Raw genomic sequence first — 22,236 nt, forward strand, 5'->3', positions numbered from 1 at the left:
AGCCCCGATCTCATGAGGTCTCGGCATCTGCCCGATCCAGGCGCTTATGAACATGTTTGTTTGATAGCTGCCAGATGTGGCATATGCGGGATTGTGTCGCCAATGACCCGTATCGGCATCATAGGTGCCGGAAATGTCGCCGCTCGCCATGCAGACGTCCTGTCCGGATTCCCCGATGTGACGATCGCCGGGATCGCTGACACCGATCCCCGCCGAGCCGAGGCTTTGGCCTCGCGGCACGGCGCCCCCGCTTATGGCGGCCATGCGGACCTGCTCGCGGCCGGCGGTTTGGACGCCGTCTACGTCTGCGTGCCGCCTTTCGCGCACGGCACCCCGGAATTCGATGTTTTGTCATACAATCTCCCGATTTTCGTGGAGAAGCCGCTTTCCTTGGATCTCCCCACCGCCGAGAACATCTCCTCAGAGATCGGCAGAAGATCCTTGCCGTCCGCCGTCGGGCACCACTGGCGTTACCTCGACATCGTCGAGCAGGCGCGCGACCTGCTGGCCGGCCGCCCCGTACGCCTCGCGCTCGGCCACTGGCTCGACAAGGTCCCCCCAGTCGGCTGGTGGCTGCAGGCCAGCATGTCCGGCGGCCAGATCGTCGAGCAGGCCGTGCACGTGCTCGACCTGGCCCGCCTGCTGGTGGGCGAGGTGACGATGGTGCACGCCGTCCCTTCCGAGAGCAGCGGGACGGGAGAGAACGGCGAGGTCGACCGGGCCACGGCGGCGGTCATGCGGTTCGCCGGCGGCGCGGCCGGCCTGCTGGCCACCTCCTGCCTGCTCACCCACCAGCACCGGGTGGGGCTGGAGGTGTGCGCCGAGGGCATCGCCCTGGAGGTCGGCGAGACCCGGCTGCTGGTCGACGGCCGGCGCGCCATCGAGGACGACGGTCAGGCAAAGACGCGGGTCGACCGGGAGTTCGTCAACGCGGTGCAGGGCAGGGAGGCGGATGTGCGGGTGCCGTACCGTGAGGCGCTGCGCACGCATCGCCTCGCCCTCGCCCTCGCCCGCTCGGCCGCCGGGCGCGCTCCCGTGTTCGTCGAACCGAGCAACCTCCTTGAGGTGACGCCGTGAGCACCACCCTCGTCAGCATCGAGGCGCCGGGCGAGGTCCGCCTGGTCGAGGAGAAGTCGCCTGATGTGCCTGAGGGCGGGTTCATGGTGGAGACCGTGTACAGCGGCGTGTCCGCCGGCACCGAGCTGACCTACGTCAAGGGCACCAACCCCTACCTGCACTCCAGCTGGGACCCGGCGCTCGGGCTGTTCACGGAGGGCGTGCCGTCGGTGGCCTACCCGGTGCGCGGCATCGGCTACATGCAGGTCGGCCGCGTGGTCGAGGCATGCACCCGGGCAGTGGCCGTGGGGACGCTGGTCGCGATGTGTTACGGGCACCGCACCGCGTACGTGGCCGACCCGGTGACCGACAGGTTCGTGCTGGTGCCGGACGACCTGGACCCGCTGCTCGGCGTCTACGTCGCCCACATGGGCCCGATCTGCGCCAACGGCCTCCTGCACGCGGCCCACGACCTGCACGGCCCGGCCGTCAGGGATCTCGGCGACGGCGTGCGCGGGCGGCGGATCGCGGTGGTGGGCGCCGGCGTGGTCGGGCTGCTGACCGCGAGTTTCGCCCTGTCCGCCGGCGCGGCCGAGGTCGTGGTCGTGGACGAGACCCTGGAGCGGCTGGCGGTCGCGGAGGCGCTCGGCGCGAACGTGCTGGTCGCCGGCGACGACCCGGCGGTGGTGTTGAAGCGCCGCTGGCGGCACGGCCAGAAGGACCGCGGCGCCGACGTGGTGTTCCAGTGCCGCGGCCAGTGCCGGGCGCTGGCCCTGGGGCTCAGGCTGCTGCGCCCGCAGGGCACCCTCGTGGACCTGGCCTTCTACACGCAGGGGGCGCATGAGGTGCGGCTCGGCGAGGAGTTCCACCACAACGGGTTGTCGCTCCGCTGCGCCCAGATCGGCCGGGTGCCGCGCGGCCTGGCGCACGCCTGGGACAAGGAACGCCTCTCGCACGAGACGATCCTCCTGCTCAGGGAGCGCGGCAGGCTGCTACAGGACCATGTGATCACTGACGTCGTCGGCTTCTCCGAGGCTCCCCGGCTGCTCTCCGACCTCGCCGCCCGCCGCAGGCAGGCCCTCCAGGCCGTGCTCCGCCACGACGTCGAGGATGAGAGCCGCTGACCAGCTGAAGTCGCGGCAACCGTGGCCGCGCAGCGTGAACGGGTCGAAGTATTCGCGGAACCCGGCGCTGGACACCGCGCCGATCATCCCTTCGGCGAGCGGCGCCGCCAGGTCGGGGCGGCGGTCCTTGAGGCCCTGCCAGACGAGCCAGGCCAGGTTGATCCAGCTCGGGCCGCGCCAGTAACGGGCGGTGTCGAACTCGGGCGCGGCCGGCGAGTAGCTGGGCAGCACCCCGTCCTTCAGCGCGAACCGGTCGAGCGCGGTGCCGATCAGCGTGTTGACGATCTCGCGCGGCAGCCCGGGCAGGAGGAGCGGGGTCAGCCCGGCGGCGCTGCTGGAGCGGATCAGGCAGCCCGTACGCACGTCGCGGGCGTGGAAGAGGCCGTCGTCGTAGAGGTGCTCGACCATGGCGGCGGTGACCGCGGCCGCCTCGCGCTCGTGGGGCGCGGGGTCGAGCCCGCACTCCCCGGCGATCTTGGCGAGGGTGGACTCGGCGACGCCGTACGCGGCGTTGAACAGCGGATCCTCGACCTGGAACGCGCCGGGGTCGCGGTAGCCGGAGTCGCGGTAGGCGCGGGCGAGGGCGACGTACCGCTCGTAGTCGCGGTCGGTGGGCCGCTCGTCGGCGCTGACAGCGTCGAGGTCCCTGCGGACGAAACCGGCGGTGCCCGGCTCGACCGCCTGGAGGGGCAGGTCCCAGGCCGGGCTGTTGTCCATGCCCGACTCCCAGGGGTGCACGATCGAGACCAGGCCCTCGGGCGACCGCCTGGCGGCGCGCAGGAACTCCTGCTGCGCCACGAGCCGCGGGTAGATCCGGCGCAGGAACACCATGTCGGGCTCGGCCAGGTGCGCCTTCCACGCCGCCAGCGCGTGGACCGGCGGCTGGACGAGGCCGGAGGTCGCGGAGCCTGACGGAGCGCGCGAGCCCCAGAACTCGGGGCCGGGGAAGTAGGCGCCGTCGGGCACCGCGGGGTTGAACACGATGTGCGGCACCCTGCCGTCGTGCCACTGCGCCCCGAACAACGACAGCAGCTCCGAGCGCGCCCTGCGCGGCGACCAGCGGGCGTTGCCGATGGCGACGAAGGCGGAGTCCCAGCTCCACTGGTGCGGGTACAGACGACGGGAGGGGATGGTGTAGCTGCCGTCCCAGTTGCTCACCAGGACGCGCACGGCGGCGCGCTGGATCACAGGTATTTCCTGACGAACGCCGCGGTCTGGGGAAGGACGATCTCGGGCTCGCCGCGCAGCCGGCATTCCAGCGCGAGATAGCCGTCGTAGCCGACGGCGTCGAGCGTGGCCAGTTGCGCACCCCAGTCGATGTGGCCGGTGCCCGGCTGATGCCTGTTGGACTCGCTGATCTGCATGTGCGCGATGTAGGGGGATGCCTCGGCCAGCGCGCGGCAGGGGTCGTCCTCCTCGATGTTCATGTGGTACGTGTCGCCGACAATCCTGATCGTGTCCATCGAGCAGTAGGAGACCGCCTCTGCCAGGGTGTTGACCATGTGGTTCTCGTAGCGGTTGAGCGGCTCCAGCATGATCAGCACGCCGTTGCGCTGCGCGTGCTCGCCGAGGATGCCGAGCGCCTCGGCCAGCACCTCGCGGTCCTCGGCGGCGCTGCGCGGCGGCTCGAAGGGCGGCAGCCTGCGCGAGAACTGCCCCCAGGAGGCGGGGGTCATGACGCCGACGCCGCCCAGCTCGCCGATCACCGTGAGCTGTGACCTGAGCTGCTGGATGGCGTCCTTGCGCCTGGCCGGGTCGAAGTCGCCGATGAAGTGCGGCATGTCCACACACACGGTCGGCATGACCACGCCGTCGGCCAGCGCCCGCTTGAGCTCGGTCAGACGGCCCGCGAAGTGGAAATCGCCCTTGCCGCGCAGCTCGATGGCGTCGAACCCGGCGTCGGCCGCGAACGCGTACTTCTCCTGCAGCGTGCGGCCGGGAAGAAGCTGCTCCTGTACGGCGAGCTTCACTGTGCCTCCTTGAAGTCGAAGACGAGCTGGAGCACCTCTGACGGGTGCTTGTCGAGCAGGTCGTAGGCCTCGGCGGCCCGCTCGACGGGGACGACGTGCGTGACGAGGTCACGCGCCTCGACCTCGCCGCGGTGCACGAGCTCCATGAACGTGCGCTGCAGGCGTTCGACGTCCCACCGGTGCGCCAGCCAGGAGGCGACGCCGCCGATCTGGGAGGAGACGAGCTGCACCTGGTTGTGGTGGAACTCCTCACCCAGTCGCAGCCCCATGCCGTCGCCCTGGTAGAAGCCCGCGGCCACGACCCGGCCGCCCTTGCGCACGGTTCTGATCGCCTCGTGCAGGCCCTGGTGGGTGCCGCTGAGCTCGATGACGGTGTCGGCGCCCACGACGCGCTTGCGCACGAACTCGGCGACCGACCCCGAAGTGACGTCGAACGTCTCGGCCGCGCCGAACGTCCTGGCCAGTTCGAGCCGGTCGGCGATGGCGTCGGCGGCCACCACCCTGGCGCCGCTCAGCACGGCCAGGCGAGTGGCGAGCAGCCCGATGACGCCCTGGCCGAAGACCGCGATCTGGTCGCCGAGGTGCACGTCGGCGGCGTGCACGGCGTTGAGCGCGATGGCCCCGACCCGGGCGAGGACACCGCTCAGCGGGTCGGCGCCGGGCGGCAGGACGTGGCCGACGAGCTTGCCGGCCGGGACGACGGCTTCTGCGCGGTGGCCCCAGATGCCCCAAACGAGGCTGCCGACAGGGGGATCGGCCACGTCGGGCGCCGCCTCCACCACCTCGCCGACTTCCTGGTAGCCCCAGCCGGACAGCGGGTAGGCGTGTGTCTGACCGTCGACGAAGAGCCAGCGCTCGGGGTCCCACTTGCGGTTGAGATAGGGATTGGTGCCTCGATAGGCGGTGAGTTCGGTGCCCGCCGAAACCCCGGAGTAGATCGTGTGTACTCGCACGGAGCCCGGCACGAGATCGGCGGGCGGCTCCAGATCGACGCGGACTTGGCCTGGCTCTTCAAAGGTGATGACGCGCATTCCCCACACTTACGCTTTATGATCAAACAAAAGTCAAAGATTTAGTCGTTGTTTGCACACCATAGTTGCGCCTGTAACAGTCGTAAGTCTACGACTTTCGACACGGAGGTGGCTGATGAAATTGGGGTTTCTGACAACGTGTCTTCCGGAAAGTGACCTTACCGACATCGCTCGATGGGCGGCAGAGCAGGGCTTCGAGGCCCTCGAAGTGGCGGGCTGGCCGTCTTCGGATGACCGAAATCACATCAGAGTAGATCGTTTCGATGACGCCGAATGTGATCGTGTCAGGCGTGTCTTCGCGGAGACCGGACTGACGCTTTCCTCGATCGCCTACTACGAGAACAATCTGCACCCTCAGCAAGGGGCGCAGGTGAACGCCCACGTCAGGCGGTGCGTCGACGCCGCCGCCGCGCTCGGCTGCCCCACGGTCGGCACGTTCGTCGGCCGCGACCCGGGGTTGCCGGTGGCCGACAACCTCAAGCGGGCCACCGACGTCTTCGGCCCGCTGGTGGAGTACGCCACCGGGCACGGTGTGGAGATCGTGATCGAGAACTGCGTGATGAAAAGCTGGCATCCCGATGGTTATCCCGGCAACCTGGCCTACTCCCCCGAGTTGTGGGAGTGGATGTTCACCCTCGGGCTCAAGCTCAACTATGACCCCTCGCACCTGGTGGCGCTCGGCATCGACCCGGTCGCGGCGCTGCGGCCCCATCTCGCCGGCATCGCGCACGTCCAGGCGAAGGACACCGAGTTCCTGCCCGACAAGCTCGACCGCTACGGGTTTCACGGCCCGATCAGCGGCGAGAAGGGCTGGTACCGCTTCCGCGTGCCGGGCCTGGGCCGGGTCGACTGGACCCGGGTGATCGACGCGCTCTACGAGGGCGGATATGACGGGGTGGTCTCCGTGGAGCACGAGGACCCCGTGTGGAGCGGCAGCACGGCGAGGGTACAGACCGGTCTCGGTATCGCTTACCGCACGTTGCGTCATCTCATGCCGGGGTAAGTGCGGCCTATCCCCAAGCAGAGGAGCGCGCCATGCCGAAGAAGGTAACCGCCGTCCTCTCCGCCGCGCTGCTGGCCGTCGCGCTGACGGCCTGCGGCGACGACGGCGGCGAATCGTCCGCGAGCATCACGGTGTGGACCGAGGAGAACCTCACCGACCGGATGGCCGTCCAGAACGCCATCATCTCCGAGTTCACACAGAAGACCGGGATCAAGGTGAAGCTGGTCGGCGTGGCCGAGGACCAGTTCAGCCAGACCCTGACGGCGGCCGCCGCGGCCGGTGACCTGCCCGACGTCATCGGCGCGCTGCCGCTGGCCGCCGTACGCGAGATGGAGGCCAACGACCTCCTTGACACCGAGACGCCGGCCCAGGTCGTCGACCGGCTCGGCCGTGACACGTTCTCGCCGAGGGCGCTGGAGCTCGACAGTTCGGGAGGCACCCTGCTCGCGGTGCCCAGCGACGGGTGGGCGCAGCTGATCCTCTACCGCAAGGACCTGTTCGCCAGGGCCGGGCTGGAGCCGCCGGACACGTACGCGAGGCTCGAGGCGGCGGCGGCGAAGCTCAACACGGGCGGGATGGCCGGCATCACGCTGGCGATCGCGCCGAAGGACTCATTCACCGCGCAGAGCTTCGAGCACATCGCGCAGGCGAACGGCTGCCAGCTGGTCGACAATTCCGGAAATGTCGCCCTCGATTCCCCGCAGTGCGTGCAGGCTTTCGCGTTCTACGCCAAGCTCGCGCGGGACTACTCCGTCAAGGGCAAGCAGGACGTCGACTCCACCCGCGCCACCTACTTCGCCGGCAAGGCGGCCATGACGATCTGGTCGTCGTTCATCCTGGACGAGCTGGCCGGGCTGCGTAAGGACGCGCCGCCCAACTGCCAGGAGTGCCGCTCCGACCCCGAGTGGCTGGCCGGGAACACCGGGGTGGTCACGGCGCTGAAGGGCCCCGGGGGGAGCGCGCCGGCGCAGTACGGCGAGATCGTCTCGTGGGCGATCACCCGCGACGCCGCCAAGGACCCGTCCGCCAGGTTCGTCGCCTACATGATGAACGAGGGGTACGAACGCTGGATCGGCATGGCGCCTGAGGGCAAGTTCCCCACCCGCCAAGGCTTCGCGGACCAGTGGAACGAGCTGCCCGCCGGGGTCGACGCCAAGAAGCCGCTGGCCGACGTCTACCCCGCCGACGTGCTCGACACCCTGCGCGAGAGCCCCGGCACGTTCGCCCGCTGGGGCATCCCGCAGGGGCAGGGCAAACTCGTCGGCGCCACGATGGGCGAGTTGCCGGTGCCCAAGGCGCTCAGCGCGGTCGCCGACGGCTCCCTGACCCCGCAGGCCGCCGCCGCCCAGGCGAAGGCCGAGGTCGAATCCATCAAGCGCGGGATCCGCGAATGAGCCCGCGAGTGAGCGCAGCGACCAGAGCGGGGGAAGGCGGCGGCATAAGGCGACCGAGCGCGCCGAACGGAGTGAGGCCATGAGCCCGCGAGGGAGTGCCGTCGCCTGGAGGAGCGGCGGGAGCGCAGCGACCAGAGCGGGGGAAGGCGGCGGCATAAGGCGACCGAGCGCGCCGAACGGAGTGAGGCCATGAGCATGCGTGAGCAGGAGGGGCGGGCCGGGGTGGCGTTGATCTCGCCGACTCTGGTGGTCACGCTGGTCGTGGTGGTGCTGCCACTGCTGTGGGCGATCATGCTGGCCTTCCAGGACGTCCGGCTGATCAACATCCGGCAGGTGGGCCTCTTCGGGCGCTACACGCTGGAGAACTTCTCGTACGTGATGTCCGAGCCGGGCTTCTGGTCGGCGCTGGCCAACACGCTCGTCTACACCGTCGCGGGCACGGCGCTGTCGATCGCGATCGGGCTGGTCACCGCGCTGGCGCTGCGTGACAGGTTCAGAGGGCGGACCCTGGTCAGGGCCTCCGTCCTCGTCCCGTACGTGGCGCCGGTCGTCGCGGTGGCGTTCCTGTGGGAGACGATGCTCAACCCCCAGTACGGCATCGTGAACACCTGGCTCAGCGAGCCGATCGCGTTCCTCACCCAGGCCAAGGGCGAGTTCCTGGGCATCGAGGTGCCGGTGGCGCTGCTGACGGTGATCGCGTTCGAGGCGTGGCGGTATTTCCCGTTCGCGTTCCTGTTCATCCTGGCCAGGCTGCAGGCGCTGCCGGCCGAGCTGGACGAGGCGGCGGTGGTCGACGGGGCCACGCCCACCCAGCGGTTCCGTTACGTGATCATGCCGCAGCTGTGGCGGATCATCGCGCTGCTGTCGGTGCTGCGGTTCGTGTTCACGTTCACCAAGTTCGACGATGTCTACCTGCTGACCGGCGGCGGCGCCGGGACCGAGGTGGTCAGCGTGCGGGTGTACAACTTCCTGACCGCCCGCGACGACATCGGCGCCTCGGCCGCGCAGGCCATCGTGCTGGCGGTCTTCCTGGTCGTGTTCCTGGTCGTCTATCTGCGCTTCTTCGCCGGAGGCACGCGTGAGCAGGGATAGGTTCGAGCGGCGGTTGTTCGCGGTGCTGAGGCCGCTGGTGATCGCGTTTCTCTTCCTGATCACCGGGTTCCCGTTCCTGTACATGCTGATGTTGTCCGTACGCGACATCCAGGAGCTCGTCCTGGAGCCTGGCTCGCTCTGGCCGCGAGACTTCACCCTCGACACCTACGTGGACGTGCTGACGAGGCAGGGATTCCTGGTCTTCCTCAGGAACAGCGCGATCGTCGCGGTGGCCTCGGTGGCGGTCACGCTGCTGATCTCGATACCCGGCGCGTACGCCGTCGCGCGGCTGCGCTTCTTCGGACGGCGACAGGTGCACTTCCTGTTTCTCGCGGTCTATCTGTTTCCCGCGATCGTGCTGGCCATCCCGTTGTTCGTGCTGCTGACGATGCTCGGCCTGCGCGGGTCGCTGACAGGGCTGATCCTCGTCTACATCGCGCAGACCGTGCCCGTCACGGTATACATGCTCCGCAACTACTTCGAGACCGTGCCGCGTAGTGTCGAGGAGGCGGCAGCGATCGACGGCTGCACGAGGCTGTCGACCATCTGGCGGGTGGTGTTGCCGCTCTCCAAGCCCGCCCTGATGGCGACCGGTCTCTACGCGTTCATGATCGCCTGGAACGAGTACTTGTTCGCCCTGCTCTTCCTGGTGGAGCGGCGGGAGAGCTGGACGGTCTCCCTGGGGCTCTCGCAACTGGCAGGCAGCATTGAGATCCCGACGACAGTCCTGATGGCAGGATCGGTGGTGCTGACGCTGCCCATCGTGATCGTGTTCTTCGCCAGTGAGCGCCTGCTGACGCAGGGCCTCACGGCAGGAGCGGAGAAGGGATAGAGCATGCTGACGGCAGGGCAGATCCTCCAGCTCATCCGCCATGGCACCTGCCGGACGCGCAAAGAACTGATCGAGCACACCGGCCTGTCGCGGTCGACGATCACCGACCGGGTCGACCGGCTCATCGACGCCGGATACATCCACGAGCCGGGGGTGGCCATGTCCGGGGGCGGGCGGCCGCCCTCGGTGCTCGCCGTGGACGCCACCAGGCGGCTGATGCTGGTGGCCGATCTGGGCGCCGCCCACGCCAGGGTGGCGCTGACCGATCTGGCGGCCAGGCCGCTGGCCGAGGAGCACACCGAGATGCGCATCGAGCTCGGGCCCGAGGCCGTGCTGTCGTGGGTGCGGCAGGCGTTCCAGCGCATGCTCGACAAGGCCGGGCGGACGCCGGGCGAGGTGTGCGGGGTCGGCCTGGACGTGCCGGGCTCGGTGGACCACGAAACCGGCCGGCTGATCAGGTCGTTCTTGATGCCCGGGTGGGACGATCATCCGGTCGGGGAGGCCTTCGGCACGGCCTACGACGTGCCGATCATGGTCGAGAACGACGCCAACGCGATGGCGCTGGGCGAGTGGTGGTCGAAGTGGCGGGACACGGAGTCCCTGGTCCTCATCAAGGTGTCGACCGGGATAGGCACCGGCATCGTACTCCATGGGGCGATATATCGCGGTGTTGAGGATGCCGCCGGAAATATTGGGCATGTGCGGCTGCGCGAGGCCGACGACCGTGTCTGCACCTGCGGCTCGCGCGGCTGCGTGGCCTCGCTGGCCAGCGGCCACGCCGTTGCCGCCGACCTGGGCCACGGGTCCAGCCGCGACGTCGTCCGCCTCGTCCAGGCGGGCGATCCCGAGGCCATCGCGCGCACCCAGGAGGCCGGGCGCACGCTGGGCCTCGTGCTGGCCACGGCGGTCAGCCTGCTCAACCCGGGCGTGCTGGTGCTGGCCGGCGACATGGCCGACACCAGGGAGCACTACGTGACGGGCATCAGGGAGATCATCTATCGGCGCAGCCTGCCGTACACGACCGCGAACCTGGAGATCGTCACCACGTCGCTGGGCGACCGGGCGGGAATCGTCGGGATGGCGGTCATCGTCATGCAGCACGTGCTCTCACCCTCCGCCGTGGACGCCGCGCTCGGCGTCCACGGGCCCGCCGGCCGGGGGCGCACGATGGGCTGACCGGTCAGCCCAGGGCGCGGCGGAGCAGAACGGGCGCCTGCACGAGTGAGGGGCCGTACCACGTGAGCAGGCGCCCGCTGACCAGGGCGCAGGTGAGCCCGGGGAAGGCCTCGGGTCCGTCGGTCCCGGAGAACGCGTACGGCTCGTCCGGCAGCACCACCAGGTCGGGCCCGCACCCGACCAGCTCGGACAGCGGGATCTTGGGATAGCGCTCGGCGTGGCCGGCGTAGCAATTGTCCACGCCGAGGCGCCGCAGCACGTCACCGGTGAACGTGTCGCGTCCCACCACCATCCACGGCCGCCGCCAGATCGGCACGATCGCCGTGCGCCGCGGGCCCGCTGCGGGTGCGCGCCACGCCCGCTCCGCCGCGTCCAGCCACCCGGGCCGGTCAGTACGGCACGCGTACGCGAACATGCGGCCCAAGGAGGCGAAGGCCTCGTCCAGGGTCTCGATCCTCGTCACCCATACGGGGATGCCCGTCGCGCGCAGCGCCTCGATGTCGGACGGGCGGTTCTCCTCGGCGTTGGCCAGGACCACGTCGGGTCTCAGCGTTCTGATCGCGTCGAGGTCGGGATTCTTCGTGCCCCTGACCCTGGCCACGTCGAGGTCGGCCGGGTGCGTGCACCAGTCGGTCGCCCCTGCCAGCGCCTCGGGCACGGTCGCCGCCACCGACTCGGTCAGTGACGGCACCAGCGACACGATCCGACGCACGGTCTCCGGAACCCTCGCATGCACACCGGTGTCGTCTTCCACACCACGAGCCTAGATCGAAGGAGACCCGTAGAATGCACGCCATGCGTGGCGCGGGCGGGATGAGCGGATGATGGACGTCGGGCTGGCCGTGCCGCAGTTCGGCAGGTTCGCCGTGCTGTCCAGCGTGTTGCGGGTGGCGCGGGAGGCCGAGTCGATGGGGTTCGCCGGCCTGTGGGCGGGCGACCGGCTGCTGACGCCGCTGCGGCCGCAAGACCGCTATCCGGGTGGCGACGGCCGTGTCCCCGAGGCGCACCGGGTGTTCCTCGACCCGTTCGCGGTGCTCTCGGTGGCGGCCTCGGCGACCTCCGCCATCCGGCTGGGCACCAGCGCGCTCAACGCCTGCTGGTATCCCCCGGCGGTGCTGGCCCGCTCGCTCACCACGATCGACCATCTCAGCGGCGGCCGGCTGGACGTCGGCCTGGGGCTCGGCTGGTCGTCCGACGAGTACGCCGCCGCCGGCGTGCCCTGGCGAGGCCGGGCGAGCCGTTATGAGGCCACGCTCGACGCCCTTGAGGCGATCTGGCGCGACGATCCCGTGTCGTTCGAGCACGAGCTGTGGACGATCGTGCCCAGCCACATCGAGCCCAAGCCCGCCCGCCGCCCGCCGCTCTATCTGGGCGGTTTCGCCGAACCCGCGCTGCGCCGCATCGGCCGCAGGGCCGACGGGTGGCTGACGGCCTCGCTGCCGATCCCGATGCTCACCGCGATGTGGCGGACGGTGTGCGAGACGGCGGAGCGGGCCGGGCGTGACCCCGGCGCGCTCCGCATGGCGCTGCGGACCACCCCCGAGATCACCGGCCCGGAGGCCGGCAGGCCGCCTCGGAGCGGCACGGTCGCCCAGATCTGCGACTATCTCGCCGCCGCGGCGGAGGCCGGGGTCCACGCGGTGATCATCGACCTCCAGCACACCGCCACGAGCGACGAGCATCTACTGGAGCTGGCCGCGGAGTTCAGGGCTCACTTGAGAGCGGCCAGCGCGCCCTCGTAGTCGGGCTCCTGCGTGATCTCCGGCACGAGCTGCGAGTAGACCACCTTGTTGTCGCCGTCGAGCACGACGACCGCGCGCGCGGCCAGCCCGGCCAGCGGCCCCGACTCCTGCGCGACACCGTAGTCGGCCAGGAACTCCCGGCCTCGCATGAGCGAGAGCGTGGTCACCTTGTCGAGCCCTTCAGAACCGCAGAACCGCTTCTGCGCGAACGGCAGGTCGGCGGAGATGCAGAGCACGGCCACGTCGGAATGCTCGGCCGCCACCTGGTTGAAGCGGCGCACCGACGCCGCGCAGACGCCCGTGTCGAGGCTCGGGAAGATGTTGAGCACCTTGGTCCGCCCGCCGAAGTCGGCGAGCGTGCGCTCACTCAGGTCGTCGCCGACCAGGCGGAACGCGGGCGCGCTGTCGCCCGGCTTGGGGAAGGACCCGCCTACGGTGATGGGGTTGCCCTTGAACGTGACGTCGGACATGAGTGCCTCCTGGTAGCGATGTTCGTTTCACTGGATATCAGGTTGCGCCGATGTTCCACGAACCAGGGGGTCACGCCCAGCCGTGGCGGGCGGCGTGCCAGCCGAGTTGCACGCGCGTGCGCACGCCCGCGAGGTCCATCAGCGCGCGCAGCCGCCGCTGCAGCGTGCGCAGCGACAGGTCGAGCTGGCCTGCCACGGCTTCGTCGGTCAGCCCCGACAACAACAGGCCGAGGATCTTCCTGTCGAGCTCGGTGATCGCCGGCTCCGGCTGCTCGTCGAGTGCGCCGGAGGCGTCCAGGCGAAGGGGGTAGGCCCGCTGCCACACCGCGTCGAACAGCGCCTCCAAGGCGCTCAGCAGGCCGCTGCGGTGCAGCAGCACGGCCGCGGGCTCGCCGCCCGGCTCGGTGGTCAGCGGGACCAGGGCCAGCTCCCCGTCAGCCATGATCAGCTTGATGGGCAGCTTGTCCACCACCCTGACCCGCACACCCCTGCGGACGGAGTCGAGGGTCATCGCGGCGACGCCGGGCGTGGCCAGCACCTCGCGCTCCAGCACCACGAGATATTCCACGCCGCGCTCGACGGCCTGGTCCTCGGCGGTGTTGTCGCCGGGCGGCACCGCCACGAAGGGCGCCGTGGAGAACGAGCGCACCTGTCTGCCCGCCGCCCACTGGATCTGCAGGAAGCGCTGCCGTACCGCCTCCATGCCGGTCACGACCTCGATGAGGTCTCCGGCGGCGCGGTCGGTGGCGGCCATCCTGTGCTGCTCGGCCAGCGCGACGAGGGCCAGCTCCGCGGTGCGCAGCTCCTCCCTGCGCGCGGTGAGCAGGCCGCCGAGCGCGACCGAGGGCGGCGCGGCCACGTGCCGGACGGGGGTGCCCGCCACCCGCGAGACCAGGCCGCGCCCGATCAGCGCGACGAGATCCTCCTCGACCGAAGGGCGCGACCGGTCGAGGGCCTCGGCGAGCTCGGTGGCGTCGCGGGGACCGTCGATCAGGAAGCGGTAGACGGCCTCCTCACCGGCTGTGAGACCCAGCGCTTCGAGCACGGTGCCCGCCTCTCCCTTCCCAGTCGGAACGCCGACCAGTATGGGAGAGACGATAGGACCAAAGGCGACATCAGCCCTCAATCGTGACTGCACAGTTATTCAGTCACGATCGCCCGGATGATCTCCTGGTCCACCGTGTTGCCCTCGGTGTCGGCTGCGGTGGCCTTCAGCGACAACGAGCCGCCGGCAGTTCGACCGGCGCGTACGACCGCCGTCCACTTCCCCTCGCCGCCGGGCACGAGCGTCGCGTCCTGCCAGGTCCTCCCCTCGTCGTACGAGACCGCCAGCGTCGCCTTCTCCGCCTTGACCGGCGATTCCAGCCACTCCTGCGTGGTCCCCGACAGGGTGATCCTGGCGATCGGCCCGAGCGTCCTGACGTCGTAGTCGAGCTGCAACATCGGGATGTCCGTCCGGTACGGGCTGCCCGCAGGCGGCCTGGCCGAGACGAAGGTCCACTCGGTGTGGGTGCGCGTGGACGTGCGCCACCGCTGGGCGTCCCGGGCCACGTCGAGCGTGACCCGGTAGGGCGACGGCTCGTCGGGCAGTCCTTCGAAGACGGTCAGCGACCGGCCGGGCGACTGCTTGACCAGCGTGTCACCCTGGTAGAGCGCGATCGACATGGTGTCCCGCTCGTCGCCGCCACCGCCGGAGTGGCCCGCCGTGCCGTCGCTCAGCGGCGCGATGTTGAGCTGCATCCCGCCGTTGTTCGTGCGGAAGGGCCCCCAGTAGCCGGTGCCCAGCCTCGGCCGCACCACCGGCGCGAACCACTCCTGCGTGACCCGCTTGCCCGGCCGGTAGGTGCGGTGCGCGTCGCGCATCTCCCAGTCGTCGTCACCGCCGATGGAGTGGGTCTCATACCAGGTGTAGCCGCCGCCGGTGGTCACCCATTCGGTGCGCACGGCGGGGAAGTGCTCGCGTTCCCTGAACCCGATGGCCGGGCCCCAGCCGTCCTGCACGTTGAACCGGAACCCGCCGCCCTCCTGACCCGTGGTGGCGCCGCGGTAGACGCCCCGCACCTCTGCCAGGCCGCGGGGACGGAAGGCCAGGTCACGGTCGGGGACGGCGTCCTCGTGCAGGTCCACCAGGTCGTACAGGTAGGAGGGATAACGCTTCTGGGTGACCGTGACCTGCCCGCCCGCCAGGTCCGCGCCGCGGTCGCGGGTGACCAGCACGACCGGGATGGGCAGGGCCTCGCCGTAGGACTCGTAGAGCCGGCCCGGCCGGTCGTTGACGACCACGAGCAGCTTGGCGCCCGCCGCGACGGCTTGCGCGGCCCGCTCCTTGGGCGGCACCTCGGCGCTGCGCGTCACGACGACGGCCTTGCCACGGGCGTCGACGCCCGCGTAGTCCTCCGCCGCGCCCTTGCCCGCCGCGACCGTGGTGAGGCGGGTGCGGCCGTCGGTCAGCGTGCTGCCGCCCTGCACGGTCGTCACCAGTTCGGGGCTGCCCGGCGGGTCGAGGGTGAGCGCGGGCTCGCCCATCCGCCAGCGGGTCAGGTAGTCGAACGAGCCCTCCTTCACCTTCTCCGTCGGGGAGACGTAGACGTTGTCGTACGCGACGGGCACGACGTAGCCGAGCCGGATCGGCTGCTTGTCCGGCACGGTCCTGGAGAAGTCGAGATGCAGCTGCCGCCGCTCGCCACGCTTGGCCGTCTTGACGCTCAGCGGCCTGGTCGTGCTCGCGTCGAGCACCACCTCGGTGTCCTGGCCGAGCGTGATCTCCGGGTCGACGAGCAGGGCCATGCCGAGCTCGTCGGCCCGCTCGCCGGCCACCTCCAGCAGCGCGTAGGCCACGTACGTGCTGGGCGGCAGGCGCAGCGTGCGCTCGCCCGCCACCTCGTAGGGCACCATGCTGCCGTCGAACCCGGCCAGCACCACCCGCCCGGTGGCCGGCTCGCCCTGCCGGTCGCGCACCTTCAGCGTCAGGTCGTACAGCTCGCGCTCCTTGACCGCGCCGAACGCGGTGCGGACCACCGTCTCCCCCGCCGTCTCCCCTGCCTGCTCTTTCACCGGCTCTCTCACCGTGGCGGTGACCAGGCCGGAGACCTCGTCGCCCGCCTCCAACGCGGCCGGGTCGACGGTCAGGGTCGCCTCGGCGGCGCCCCGGGCGGGCACGGTGAGCGTGCCGGTGGACAGCGTGGCCGCCTCGGTGCCGGTGACCGCCAGGTCGAGCGTCACGTCGGCGTCGCCGTCGTTGCGGTAGGCGATGGTCCGTTCGCTCTTGGGGTCGTCGCCGGCGTGCGGCCAGTCGTAGAAGGCCGTGGCCACCGAGCCCGTCGCGGTGAGCGTCGCCCTGGCCGCCGCGGCCACGTCGAGCCGGCCGGCCCCCTGCTCGAACGGCGCGTACGGCAGCGGCTCGGCCGCGCTCATCAGCGCGTCCTTGATCCGCTGCCCCGGCCAGTCCGGGTGACGCTGCGCCAGGATGGCCGCCGCGCCCGCGACGTGCGGCGTGGCCATGGAAGTGCCGCTCAGCTCCCAGTACGGCCCGCTCACTTCGGTGTTGTACGACGAATGCGCCGCGTTGATCGCCACCCCAGGGGCGGAGATGTCCGGCTTGAGGCCGTAGGACCGGGAGAGCGGCCCCATGCTGGAGAAGCCGGCCCGCTTGTCCGCCTTGTCCACCGCGCCCACGGTCAGCGCCGAGGCCGCCGAGCCGGGCGCGCCGATCGTGGCCTTGCCGCCCCTGTTGCCCGCCGCGATCACGAACAGGGTGCCGTGCCGCTCGGACAGGGTGTCCACCGCCACGGCCATCGGGTCGGCGCCGCCGTCGGGGACGCTGCTGCCCAGGCTCATGCTGACGACCTTGGCCTTGGTGGCGGCCCACTCCATGCCCGCGATGATCCACGACTCCTGGCCGAAACCGTCGTCGCCGAGCACCTTGCCGACGGCCAGCCGAGCGCCCGGCGCGACGCCCTTGTTCGCGCCGTCCGACGCGGCGCCGGTGCCCGCGACCGTCGAGGCCACGTGGGTGCCGTGGCCGTTGACGTCCTTGACCTCCTCGCCGGGCACGAAGCTGGTGGACTCGGCGATCCGCCCCTTGAGGTCGGGGTGGGTGTCGTCGACGCCGGTGTCCAGCACCGCTACCGTGACGCCCGAGCCGTCCAGCCCGCCGGCCCACGCCTGCGGTGCGCCGACCTGCGGCACGCTCTCCTTCAGCGAGACCTTCGCCTTGCCGTCCAGCCAGACCTTGCCCACGCCGGACCGCTCGGCCGGGCCGGTGAGCGCGGTCCAGAACGGGCGCGGGTCCGCGCCGACCTTCAGCGCCGCGCCCTTGACGCTGGGCAGCGCGCGGACGACCTCCGCCCCCGTCATGGAACGCGGCGTCGCGCCCTGGTAGGTGACGATCACCGGGGGCGTGCCCCGGTAGCCCATCGCGGCCAGGCCGGTGACGTTGAACAACCGTGCGTCGAGCCGGTCGGCCGCGATCAGCGGCACGGCCTCGTCCGGCAGCACGTAGAGGTCGCCGTCCGCCTGCTGCACCCGCACGCCGCCCCGGGCGCCCGCCGGGCGGTCCACCGTGACGACGTCCTGCTCGCCGGGGCCGTCCACGTAGTGGACGCGGTCGCCGGTGATGAGGGTGAGGTCTGTCTCTTGGGGCGCGGGCTCCTGGCGGGCCGCGTGCGCGCCCGCCGGGGCGGCCAGGGCGGTCGCCATGAGGGCCACGGCGAGCACGCCCGTGAACGATGTGAAGGGCCCGGTGAGTGGCATGGTACGGATTTCACCGCGTCCGCCATGCCCTCGGGTAGGTCATCCGCTGGCGAGAACCCGTCCTGACGGAATCCCGCCAGCGGACACCTCAGACGTTGCGGCGGTACTGGCCCCCGGCCTCGAACAGCGCGTCGGTGATCTGACCGAGCGAGCAGACGCGGGCCGCGTCCATCAGCACCTCGAACGCGTTCTCCTCCGACATCGCCGCCTCGCGGAGCCTGGCCAGCCGGGCGGGCGCCTCCGAGCGGTTGCGCTCGTGGAAGGCGCGCAGGCGGTCAAGCTGCGACTGCTTCTCCTCCTCCGTGCCCCTGGCCAGCTCCAGCTTGTGCGGGTCGGAGTCGTCGCCGTGCGCGCCGTTGCGGAAGGTGTTGACGCCGACGATGGGCAACGAGCCGTCGTGCTTGCGCGTCTCGTACACCATCGACTCGTCCTGGATCTTGCCGCGCTGGTAGCCGGTCTCCATCGCGCCCAGCACGCCGCCCCGGTCCGACAGGCGCTCGAACTCGCCGAGCACCGCCTCCTCCACTAGGTCGGTGAGCTCCTCGATGATGAACGAGCCCTGGAGGGGGTTCTCGTTCCTGGCCAGGCCCCACTCCTTGTTGATGATGAGCTGGATCGCCATGGCCCGGCGGACCGAGTCGGCCGACGGCGTGGTCACCGCCTCGTCGAAGGCGTTGGTGTGCAGGCTGTTGCAGTTGTCGTAGACGGCGATCAGCGCCTGGAGCGTGGTGCGGATGTCGTTGAAGTTCATCTCCTGCGCGTGCAGGGACCGTCCCGAGGTCTGGATGTGGTACTTCAGCTTCTGCGAGCGCTCGGCGGCGCCGTACTTCTCCCGCATCGCCACCGCCCAGATGCGGCGGGCCACCCGCCCGAGCACGCTGTATTCGGGGTCCATGCCGTTGGAGAAGAAGAACGACAGGTTGGGCGCGAAGTCGTCGATCTTCATGCCCCTGGCCAGGTACGCCTCCACGTACGTGAAGCCGTTGGCCAGGGTGAAGGCCAGCTGGCTGATGGGGTTGGCCCCGGCCTCGGCGATGTGATAGCCGGAGATCGAGACCGAGTAGAAGTTGCGCACGCCGTTGCGGATGAACCATTCCTGGATGTCGGCCATCATCCGCAGCGAGAACTCCGTGGAGAAGATGCAGGTGTTCTGCCCCTGGTCCTCCTTGAGGATGTCGGCCTGGACGGTGCCCCTGACCGTGGCCAGGGTGCGGGCGCGCAGGTCGCGGTCCTCCTGCTCGCCGGGGTCGCGGCCGTGCTCGGCCCGGAACCCGTCGCGGGCCTGGTCGACGGCGGCGTTGAGGTAGAAGGCCAGGATCGTGGGAGCCGGCCCGTTGATCGTCATGGACACCGACGTGTTGGGCGCCGCCAGGTCGAAGCCGCCGTAGAGCACCTTCATGTCGTCGAGCGTCGCGATCGAGACGCCCGAGGTGCCGACCTTTCCGTAGATGTCAGGCCGCAGGTCGGGGTCGTGGCCGTACAACGTCACCGAGTCGAACGCGGTGGACAGCCGGGTCGCGGGCTGCCCCTCCGACAGCAGCTTGAAGCGCCTGTTGGTGCGGAACGGGTCGCCCTCGCCGGCGAACATCCTGGTCGGATCCTCGTCGGCGCGCTTGAACGGGAACACCCCTGCGGTGAAGGGGAACATGCCCGGCAGGTTCTCGCCGCGCAGGAACCTCAGCAGGTCGCCGTGGTCGGTGTAGCGGGGCAGGGCGACTCTGGGGACGCGGTTGCCGGAGAGCGTCTCCCGCCAGAGCGGGGTGTGGATCTCGCGGTCGCGGATCTTCACCACCAGCTCGTCGGCGGTGTAGCGCTCCTTGACGGCGGGCCAGGCGTCGAGCAGCGCCCGGCTCTCGTCGCTGAGCTCCCGCTCGGCCTGGGCTTCGAGCTCGGCCAGCCGCCCGTCGCCCTCCTCCAGCAGCGACCGTACGGCGGCGAGTTGCTGGCGGCGGCGGGCCACCTCCGCCTGGGCGAGGGTCTCGGCGTGGTACGCGCGGACGGTCTCGGCGATCTCGGCCAGGTAGCGCGTCCTGGCGGGCGGGACGATGGCGGCCGACGCCCTGGAGGTGCGCTCGGACACCCGGGGCAGCAGCCCAGTGTCGGCGCCGGGCAGCAGGAGGGGCTTGAGGTGCTGGTAGAGGGCCGTCACGCCGCTGTCGTTGTAGCGGGCGGCGATGGTGCCGAAGACCGGCATCTCGTCCGGGGACACCCCGAACGCCTCGCGGTTGCGTACGAGCTGGCGGCGCACGTCGCGCAGGGCGTCCTCCGCGCCGCGCCGCTCGTACTTGTTGATCACCACGGCCTCGGCGAAGTCGAGCATGTCGATCTTCTCCAGCTGGGAGGCCGCGCCGAACTCGGGCGTCATCACGTAGATGGGCACGTCGACATGCGGGACGATGCCGGCGTCGCCCTGGCCGATACCGGGCGTCTCCACGATCACCAGGTCGTGGCCGGCCGCGCGGCAGGCGGTGATCACGTCGTCGAGGCAGGCGGGCACCTCGTTGGCGGCGCCGCGGGTGGCCAGGGAACGGAAGTAGGTCTGGGGTCCCAGGCTGTTCATCCTGATGCGGTCGCCGAGCAGCGCGCCGCCGCCGCGCCTGCGGGTGGGGTCGATGGCGATGATCGCGATGCGTAGTTTGTCGTCGTTGTCGACGCGGAACCTGCGGACGAGCTCGTCGGTCAGCGAGGACTTCCCCGAGCCGCCCGTGCCCGTGATGCCGAGCACCGGCGCCCCCGCGTCGCCCTCCTTCGACCCCGCGGCCCGCAGGCCCTCCATCAGCCAGGTGGGGGCGCGCCCGGACTCCACGAGCGTGATCGCCCGGGCCAGCGCCGCCTGGTCGCCGGAGACCACGGCCTCCACCGAGGGCGGGTCGTCCAGCTCGACGTCGCATTCTTCGATCAGCTTGTTGATCATCCCGGGCAGTCCGTAGCGCTGGCCGTCCTCGGGCGAGAAGATGCGGGCGACGCCGCGCGAGTGCAGCAGCTCGATCTCCTCGGGGACGATCACTCCCCCGCCGCCTCCGTACACCCTGACGTGGCAGGCGCCGCGCTCGCGCAGCAGTTCCACCAGGTAGGAGAAGAACTCCACGTGCCCGCCCTGGTACGAGCTGATCGCCACCCCCTGGGCGTCCTCCTGGATGGCGGCCGTGACGATCTCGTCGACCGAACGGTTGTGCCCGAGATGGATGACCTCGGCCCCCTGGGACTGGAGGATGCGTCGCATGATGTTGATCGCCGCGTCATGGCCGTCGAACAGGGCCGCGGCGGTCACGAAACGGACTGGGTGTACCGGGACGTGCACGCCTGTTCACTCCTTCGTGAGGGTGTCACCTCCAAAGATACTAGGACGTCCTACTATTTCCCAAGCCCGTCCGGGGTAGGGTCCCGCAGAGGAGGTGAGCGCGATGCGTGCACTGACGTTCGCACCGGGCAAACAGGGGACGCTCGGCGTCGAGGAACTGCCGGAACCCCAGCCTGGCCAGGGCGAACTGCTCGTCCAAGGGCTGGCCCTGGGCATCTGCGGAACAGACCGCGAACTGGCCGCCGCCGAGTACGGCTGGCCGCCGCCGGGCAGGGAACGCATGGTCATCGGGCACGAGTCGCTGGGCCGGGTGCTCGAGTCGCCTCAAGGGTCCGCCTTCTCACCCGGAGACCTGGTGGTGGGCGTGGTACGCCGGCCCGACCCCGTGCCCTGCGGAGCCTGCGAGCGGGGCGAGTTCGACATGTGCCGCAACGGCCGCTACACCGAGCGGGGCATCAAAGACCTCGACGGGTACGCCAGCGAGCGCTGGGTCGTCGAAGCCGGCTTCGCCGTACGCCTCGACCCCTCGCTGGAGAGCGTCGGCATGCTGGTCGAGCCCACATCCGTGGTCGCCAAGGCGTGGGAGCAGATCGAGCGCATCGGGTCGCGCTCCTGGTACGAGCCGCGCACGCTGCTCGTGACCGGCGCGGGGCCGATCGGGCTGCTGGCCGCGCTCCTGGGCGCACAGCGGGGGCTCGAGGTGCACGTGCTCGACCGTGCCCCCAAAGGACTCAAGTCCAGCCTGGTGGAGGACCTTGGCGGCACCTACCACTCGGGCACGGCGCTGGAGCCGTTCGCCGACGCGAAGCCGGACATCATCATCGAGTGCACGGGCGTGGGGCAGCTCGTCATCGACGCCATGCGCACCACCGCCGCCGCGGGCATCGTCTGCCTGTGTGGCCTCGCCACTGGGGGGCGTACCCATCGGGTGGACGCCGGGGTGATCAACCGGGACATCGTGCTGGAGAACGACGTGGTCTTCGGCACGGTCAACGGCAACCTGCGCCACTTCAGGGACGCGGCGGCGGCGCTGGCCCAGGCGGACATCACGTGGCTGGAGCGGCTGATCACCCGGCGGCTGCCGCTGGAGCGCGCCCTGGAGGCCTTCGAGCCGAGTCACGACGTCAAGGTCGTCATCGATCTCCCGTCCTAGCGTCGGCCGGGCTCGCGGACGGTGCCGTCGCCGAGGGCGTGTGCGGGGTGCGGTCAGCGGGGCTCGTACGGTCGCCGCCGTGTGGGCGTGGCCTGCCCGGTGTCCTGATGGGCCGGGCCGGCGGGGACGCGGGTCCTGGC

Annotated in this window: 16 protein-coding genes and 1 pseudogene; 9 read left to right on the top strand and 8 right to left on the bottom strand. The window is 70.5% G+C overall.

The annotated features are described in order from the left end of the window. Positions 1-102 precede the first annotated feature (102 nt). Entirely contained in the window at positions 103-1,077 is a 975-nt protein-coding gene (locus E1294_RS30400) for a Gfo/Idh/MocA family protein (protein ID WP_132514072.1), read from the top strand. Further along, complete coding sequence (locus E1294_RS30405; protein ID WP_132514074.1) at positions 1,074-2,180, top strand: zinc-binding dehydrogenase; 1,107 nt, start codon at positions 1,074-1,076, stop codon at positions 2,178-2,180. The genes E1294_RS30400 and E1294_RS30405 overlap by 4 nt, the downstream gene beginning before the upstream one ends. A gap of 9 nt (positions 2,181-2,189) precedes the next feature. Here the strand turns inward: E1294_RS30405 and E1294_RS58265 are convergent. From E1294_RS58265 to E1294_RS30420, 3 genes and pseudogenes are all read right to left on the bottom strand, one after another. Further along, a pseudogene (locus E1294_RS58265) lies at positions 2,190-3,434 on the bottom strand (MGH1-like glycoside hydrolase domain-containing protein); the annotation flags it as partial. Next, positions 3,365-4,150, bottom strand: a complete 786-nt coding sequence (locus tag E1294_RS30415) for a sugar phosphate isomerase/epimerase family protein (RefSeq protein WP_132514076.1) — start codon at positions 4,148-4,150, stop codon at positions 3,365-3,367. The pseudogene E1294_RS58265 and the gene E1294_RS30415, both read right to left, overlap by 70 nt. Further along, positions 4,147-5,103, bottom strand: coding sequence for a zinc-dependent alcohol dehydrogenase (locus E1294_RS30420; RefSeq protein WP_246083383.1), 957 nt, complete (start codon positions 5,101-5,103; stop codon positions 4,147-4,149). Before E1294_RS30420 ends, E1294_RS30415 begins: the two co-directional genes overlap by 4 nt. Positions 5,104-5,296: 193 nt before the next feature. On the opposite strand from E1294_RS30420, the gene E1294_RS30425 reads away from it, so the two are divergent. From E1294_RS30425 to E1294_RS30445, 5 genes are all read left to right on the top strand, one after another. Further along, a complete protein-coding gene (locus E1294_RS30425) occupies positions 5,297-6,184 on the top strand; it encodes a sugar phosphate isomerase/epimerase family protein (RefSeq protein ID WP_132514080.1) in 888 nt (295 codons plus the stop codon). Between the two features lie 32 nt (positions 6,185-6,216). After that, the gene (locus tag E1294_RS30430; RefSeq protein WP_132514082.1) at positions 6,217-7,578 is read left to right on the top strand and encodes an ABC transporter substrate-binding protein; all 1,362 of its coding nucleotides are present in this window, start codon (positions 6,217-6,219) and stop codon (positions 7,576-7,578) included. Positions 7,579-7,767: 189 nt separating this feature from the next. Next, positions 7,768-8,670 (top strand): carbohydrate ABC transporter permease, encoded by a 903-nt coding sequence (locus E1294_RS30435; RefSeq protein ID WP_132514084.1) that lies wholly within the window; start codon positions 7,768-7,770, stop codon positions 8,668-8,670. Then, positions 8,657-9,502: a carbohydrate ABC transporter permease gene (locus E1294_RS30440; RefSeq protein WP_165977550.1), complete on the top strand. Its 846-nt coding sequence runs from the start codon at positions 8,657-8,659 to the stop codon at positions 9,500-9,502. The genes E1294_RS30435 and E1294_RS30440 overlap by 14 nt, the downstream gene beginning before the upstream one ends. A 3-nt stretch (positions 9,503-9,505) precedes the next feature. After that, the gene (locus E1294_RS30445; RefSeq protein ID WP_132514086.1) at positions 9,506-10,678 is read left to right on the top strand and encodes an ROK family transcriptional regulator; all 1,173 of its coding nucleotides are present in this window, start codon (positions 9,506-9,508) and stop codon (positions 10,676-10,678) included. A 4-nt stretch (positions 10,679-10,682) separates the two neighbouring features. Here the strand turns inward: E1294_RS30445 and E1294_RS30450 are convergent, their stop codons facing one another. Next, the gene (locus tag E1294_RS30450) at positions 10,683-11,432 is read right to left on the bottom strand and encodes a helical backbone metal receptor (RefSeq protein ID WP_132514088.1); all 750 of its coding nucleotides are present in this window, start codon (positions 11,430-11,432) and stop codon (positions 10,683-10,685) included. Positions 11,433-11,499: 67 nt separating this feature from the next. On the opposite strand from E1294_RS30450, the gene E1294_RS30455 reads away from it, so the two are divergent. Further along, positions 11,500-12,420, top strand: a complete 921-nt coding sequence (locus E1294_RS30455; protein ID WP_132514090.1) for a TIGR03619 family F420-dependent LLM class oxidoreductase — start codon at positions 11,500-11,502, stop codon at positions 12,418-12,420. On the opposite strand, the gene tpx is transcribed toward E1294_RS30455, so the two are convergent. The 4 genes from tpx to icmF form a co-directional block, all read right to left on the bottom strand. Next, complete coding sequence (gene tpx / locus E1294_RS30460; protein WP_132514092.1) at positions 12,390-12,890, bottom strand: thiol peroxidase; 501 nt, start codon at positions 12,888-12,890, stop codon at positions 12,390-12,392. The two genes, E1294_RS30455 and tpx, sit on opposite strands and share 31 nt — an antisense overlap. 70 nt (positions 12,891-12,960) lie before the next feature. Then, complete coding sequence (locus E1294_RS30465; RefSeq protein WP_132514094.1) at positions 12,961-13,935, bottom strand: helix-turn-helix domain-containing protein; 975 nt, start codon at positions 13,933-13,935, stop codon at positions 12,961-12,963. A 95-nt stretch (positions 13,936-14,030) separates the two neighbouring features. Then, complete coding sequence (locus tag E1294_RS30470) at positions 14,031-17,642, bottom strand: S8 family serine peptidase (RefSeq protein ID WP_132514096.1); 3,612 nt, start codon at positions 17,640-17,642, stop codon at positions 14,031-14,033. A gap of 88 nt (positions 17,643-17,730) precedes the next feature. Continuing rightward, a complete protein-coding gene (gene icmF / locus E1294_RS30475) occupies positions 17,731-20,943 on the bottom strand; it encodes a fused isobutyryl-CoA mutase/GTPase IcmF (protein WP_132514098.1) in 3,213 nt (1,070 codons plus the stop codon). A gap of 103 nt (positions 20,944-21,046) precedes the next feature. Between icmF and E1294_RS30480 the strand changes: the two genes are divergently transcribed. Next, positions 21,047-22,096, top strand: coding sequence for a glucose 1-dehydrogenase (locus E1294_RS30480; protein ID WP_132514100.1), 1,050 nt, complete (start codon positions 21,047-21,049; stop codon positions 22,094-22,096). The last annotated feature ends 140 nt before the right edge of the window (positions 22,097-22,236 follow it).

It is taken from the genome of Nonomuraea diastatica (assembly GCF_004349015.1).
In the GTDB taxonomy this organism is placed as follows: Bacteria; Actinomycetota; Actinomycetes; order Streptosporangiales; family Streptosporangiaceae; genus Nonomuraea; species Nonomuraea diastatica.

Bases quoted from the DNA above. Each gene is read 5' to 3' on its own strand.
- E1294_RS30455 (WP_132514090.1), top strand. From the start codon at position 11,500: ATGATGGACGTCGGGCTGGCCGTGCCGCAGTTCGGCAGGTTCGCCGTG.
- E1294_RS30435 (WP_132514084.1), top strand. From the start codon at position 7,768: ATGAGCATGCGTGAGCAGGAGGGGCGGGCCGGGGTGGCGTTGATCTCG.
- E1294_RS30470 (WP_132514096.1), bottom strand. From the start codon at position 17,642: ATGCCACTCACCGGGCCCTTCACATCGTTCACGGGCGTGCTCGCCGTG.
- E1294_RS30480 (WP_132514100.1), top strand. From the start codon at position 21,047: ATGCGTGCACTGACGTTCGCACCGGGCAAACAGGGGACGCTCGGCGTC.
- E1294_RS30445 (WP_132514086.1), top strand. From the start codon at position 9,506: ATGCTGACGGCAGGGCAGATCCTCCAGCTCATCCGCCATGGCACCTGC.
- E1294_RS30425 (WP_132514080.1), top strand. From the start codon at position 5,297: ATGAAATTGGGGTTTCTGACAACGTGTCTTCCGGAAAGTGACCTTACC.
- tpx (WP_132514092.1), bottom strand. From the start codon at position 12,890: ATGTCCGACGTCACGTTCAAGGGCAACCCCATCACCGTAGGCGGGTCC.
- E1294_RS30430 (WP_132514082.1), top strand. From the start codon at position 6,217: ATGCCGAAGAAGGTAACCGCCGTCCTCTCCGCCGCGCTGCTGGCCGTC.
- E1294_RS30400 (WP_132514072.1), top strand. From the start codon at position 103: ATGACCCGTATCGGCATCATAGGTGCCGGAAATGTCGCCGCTCGCCAT.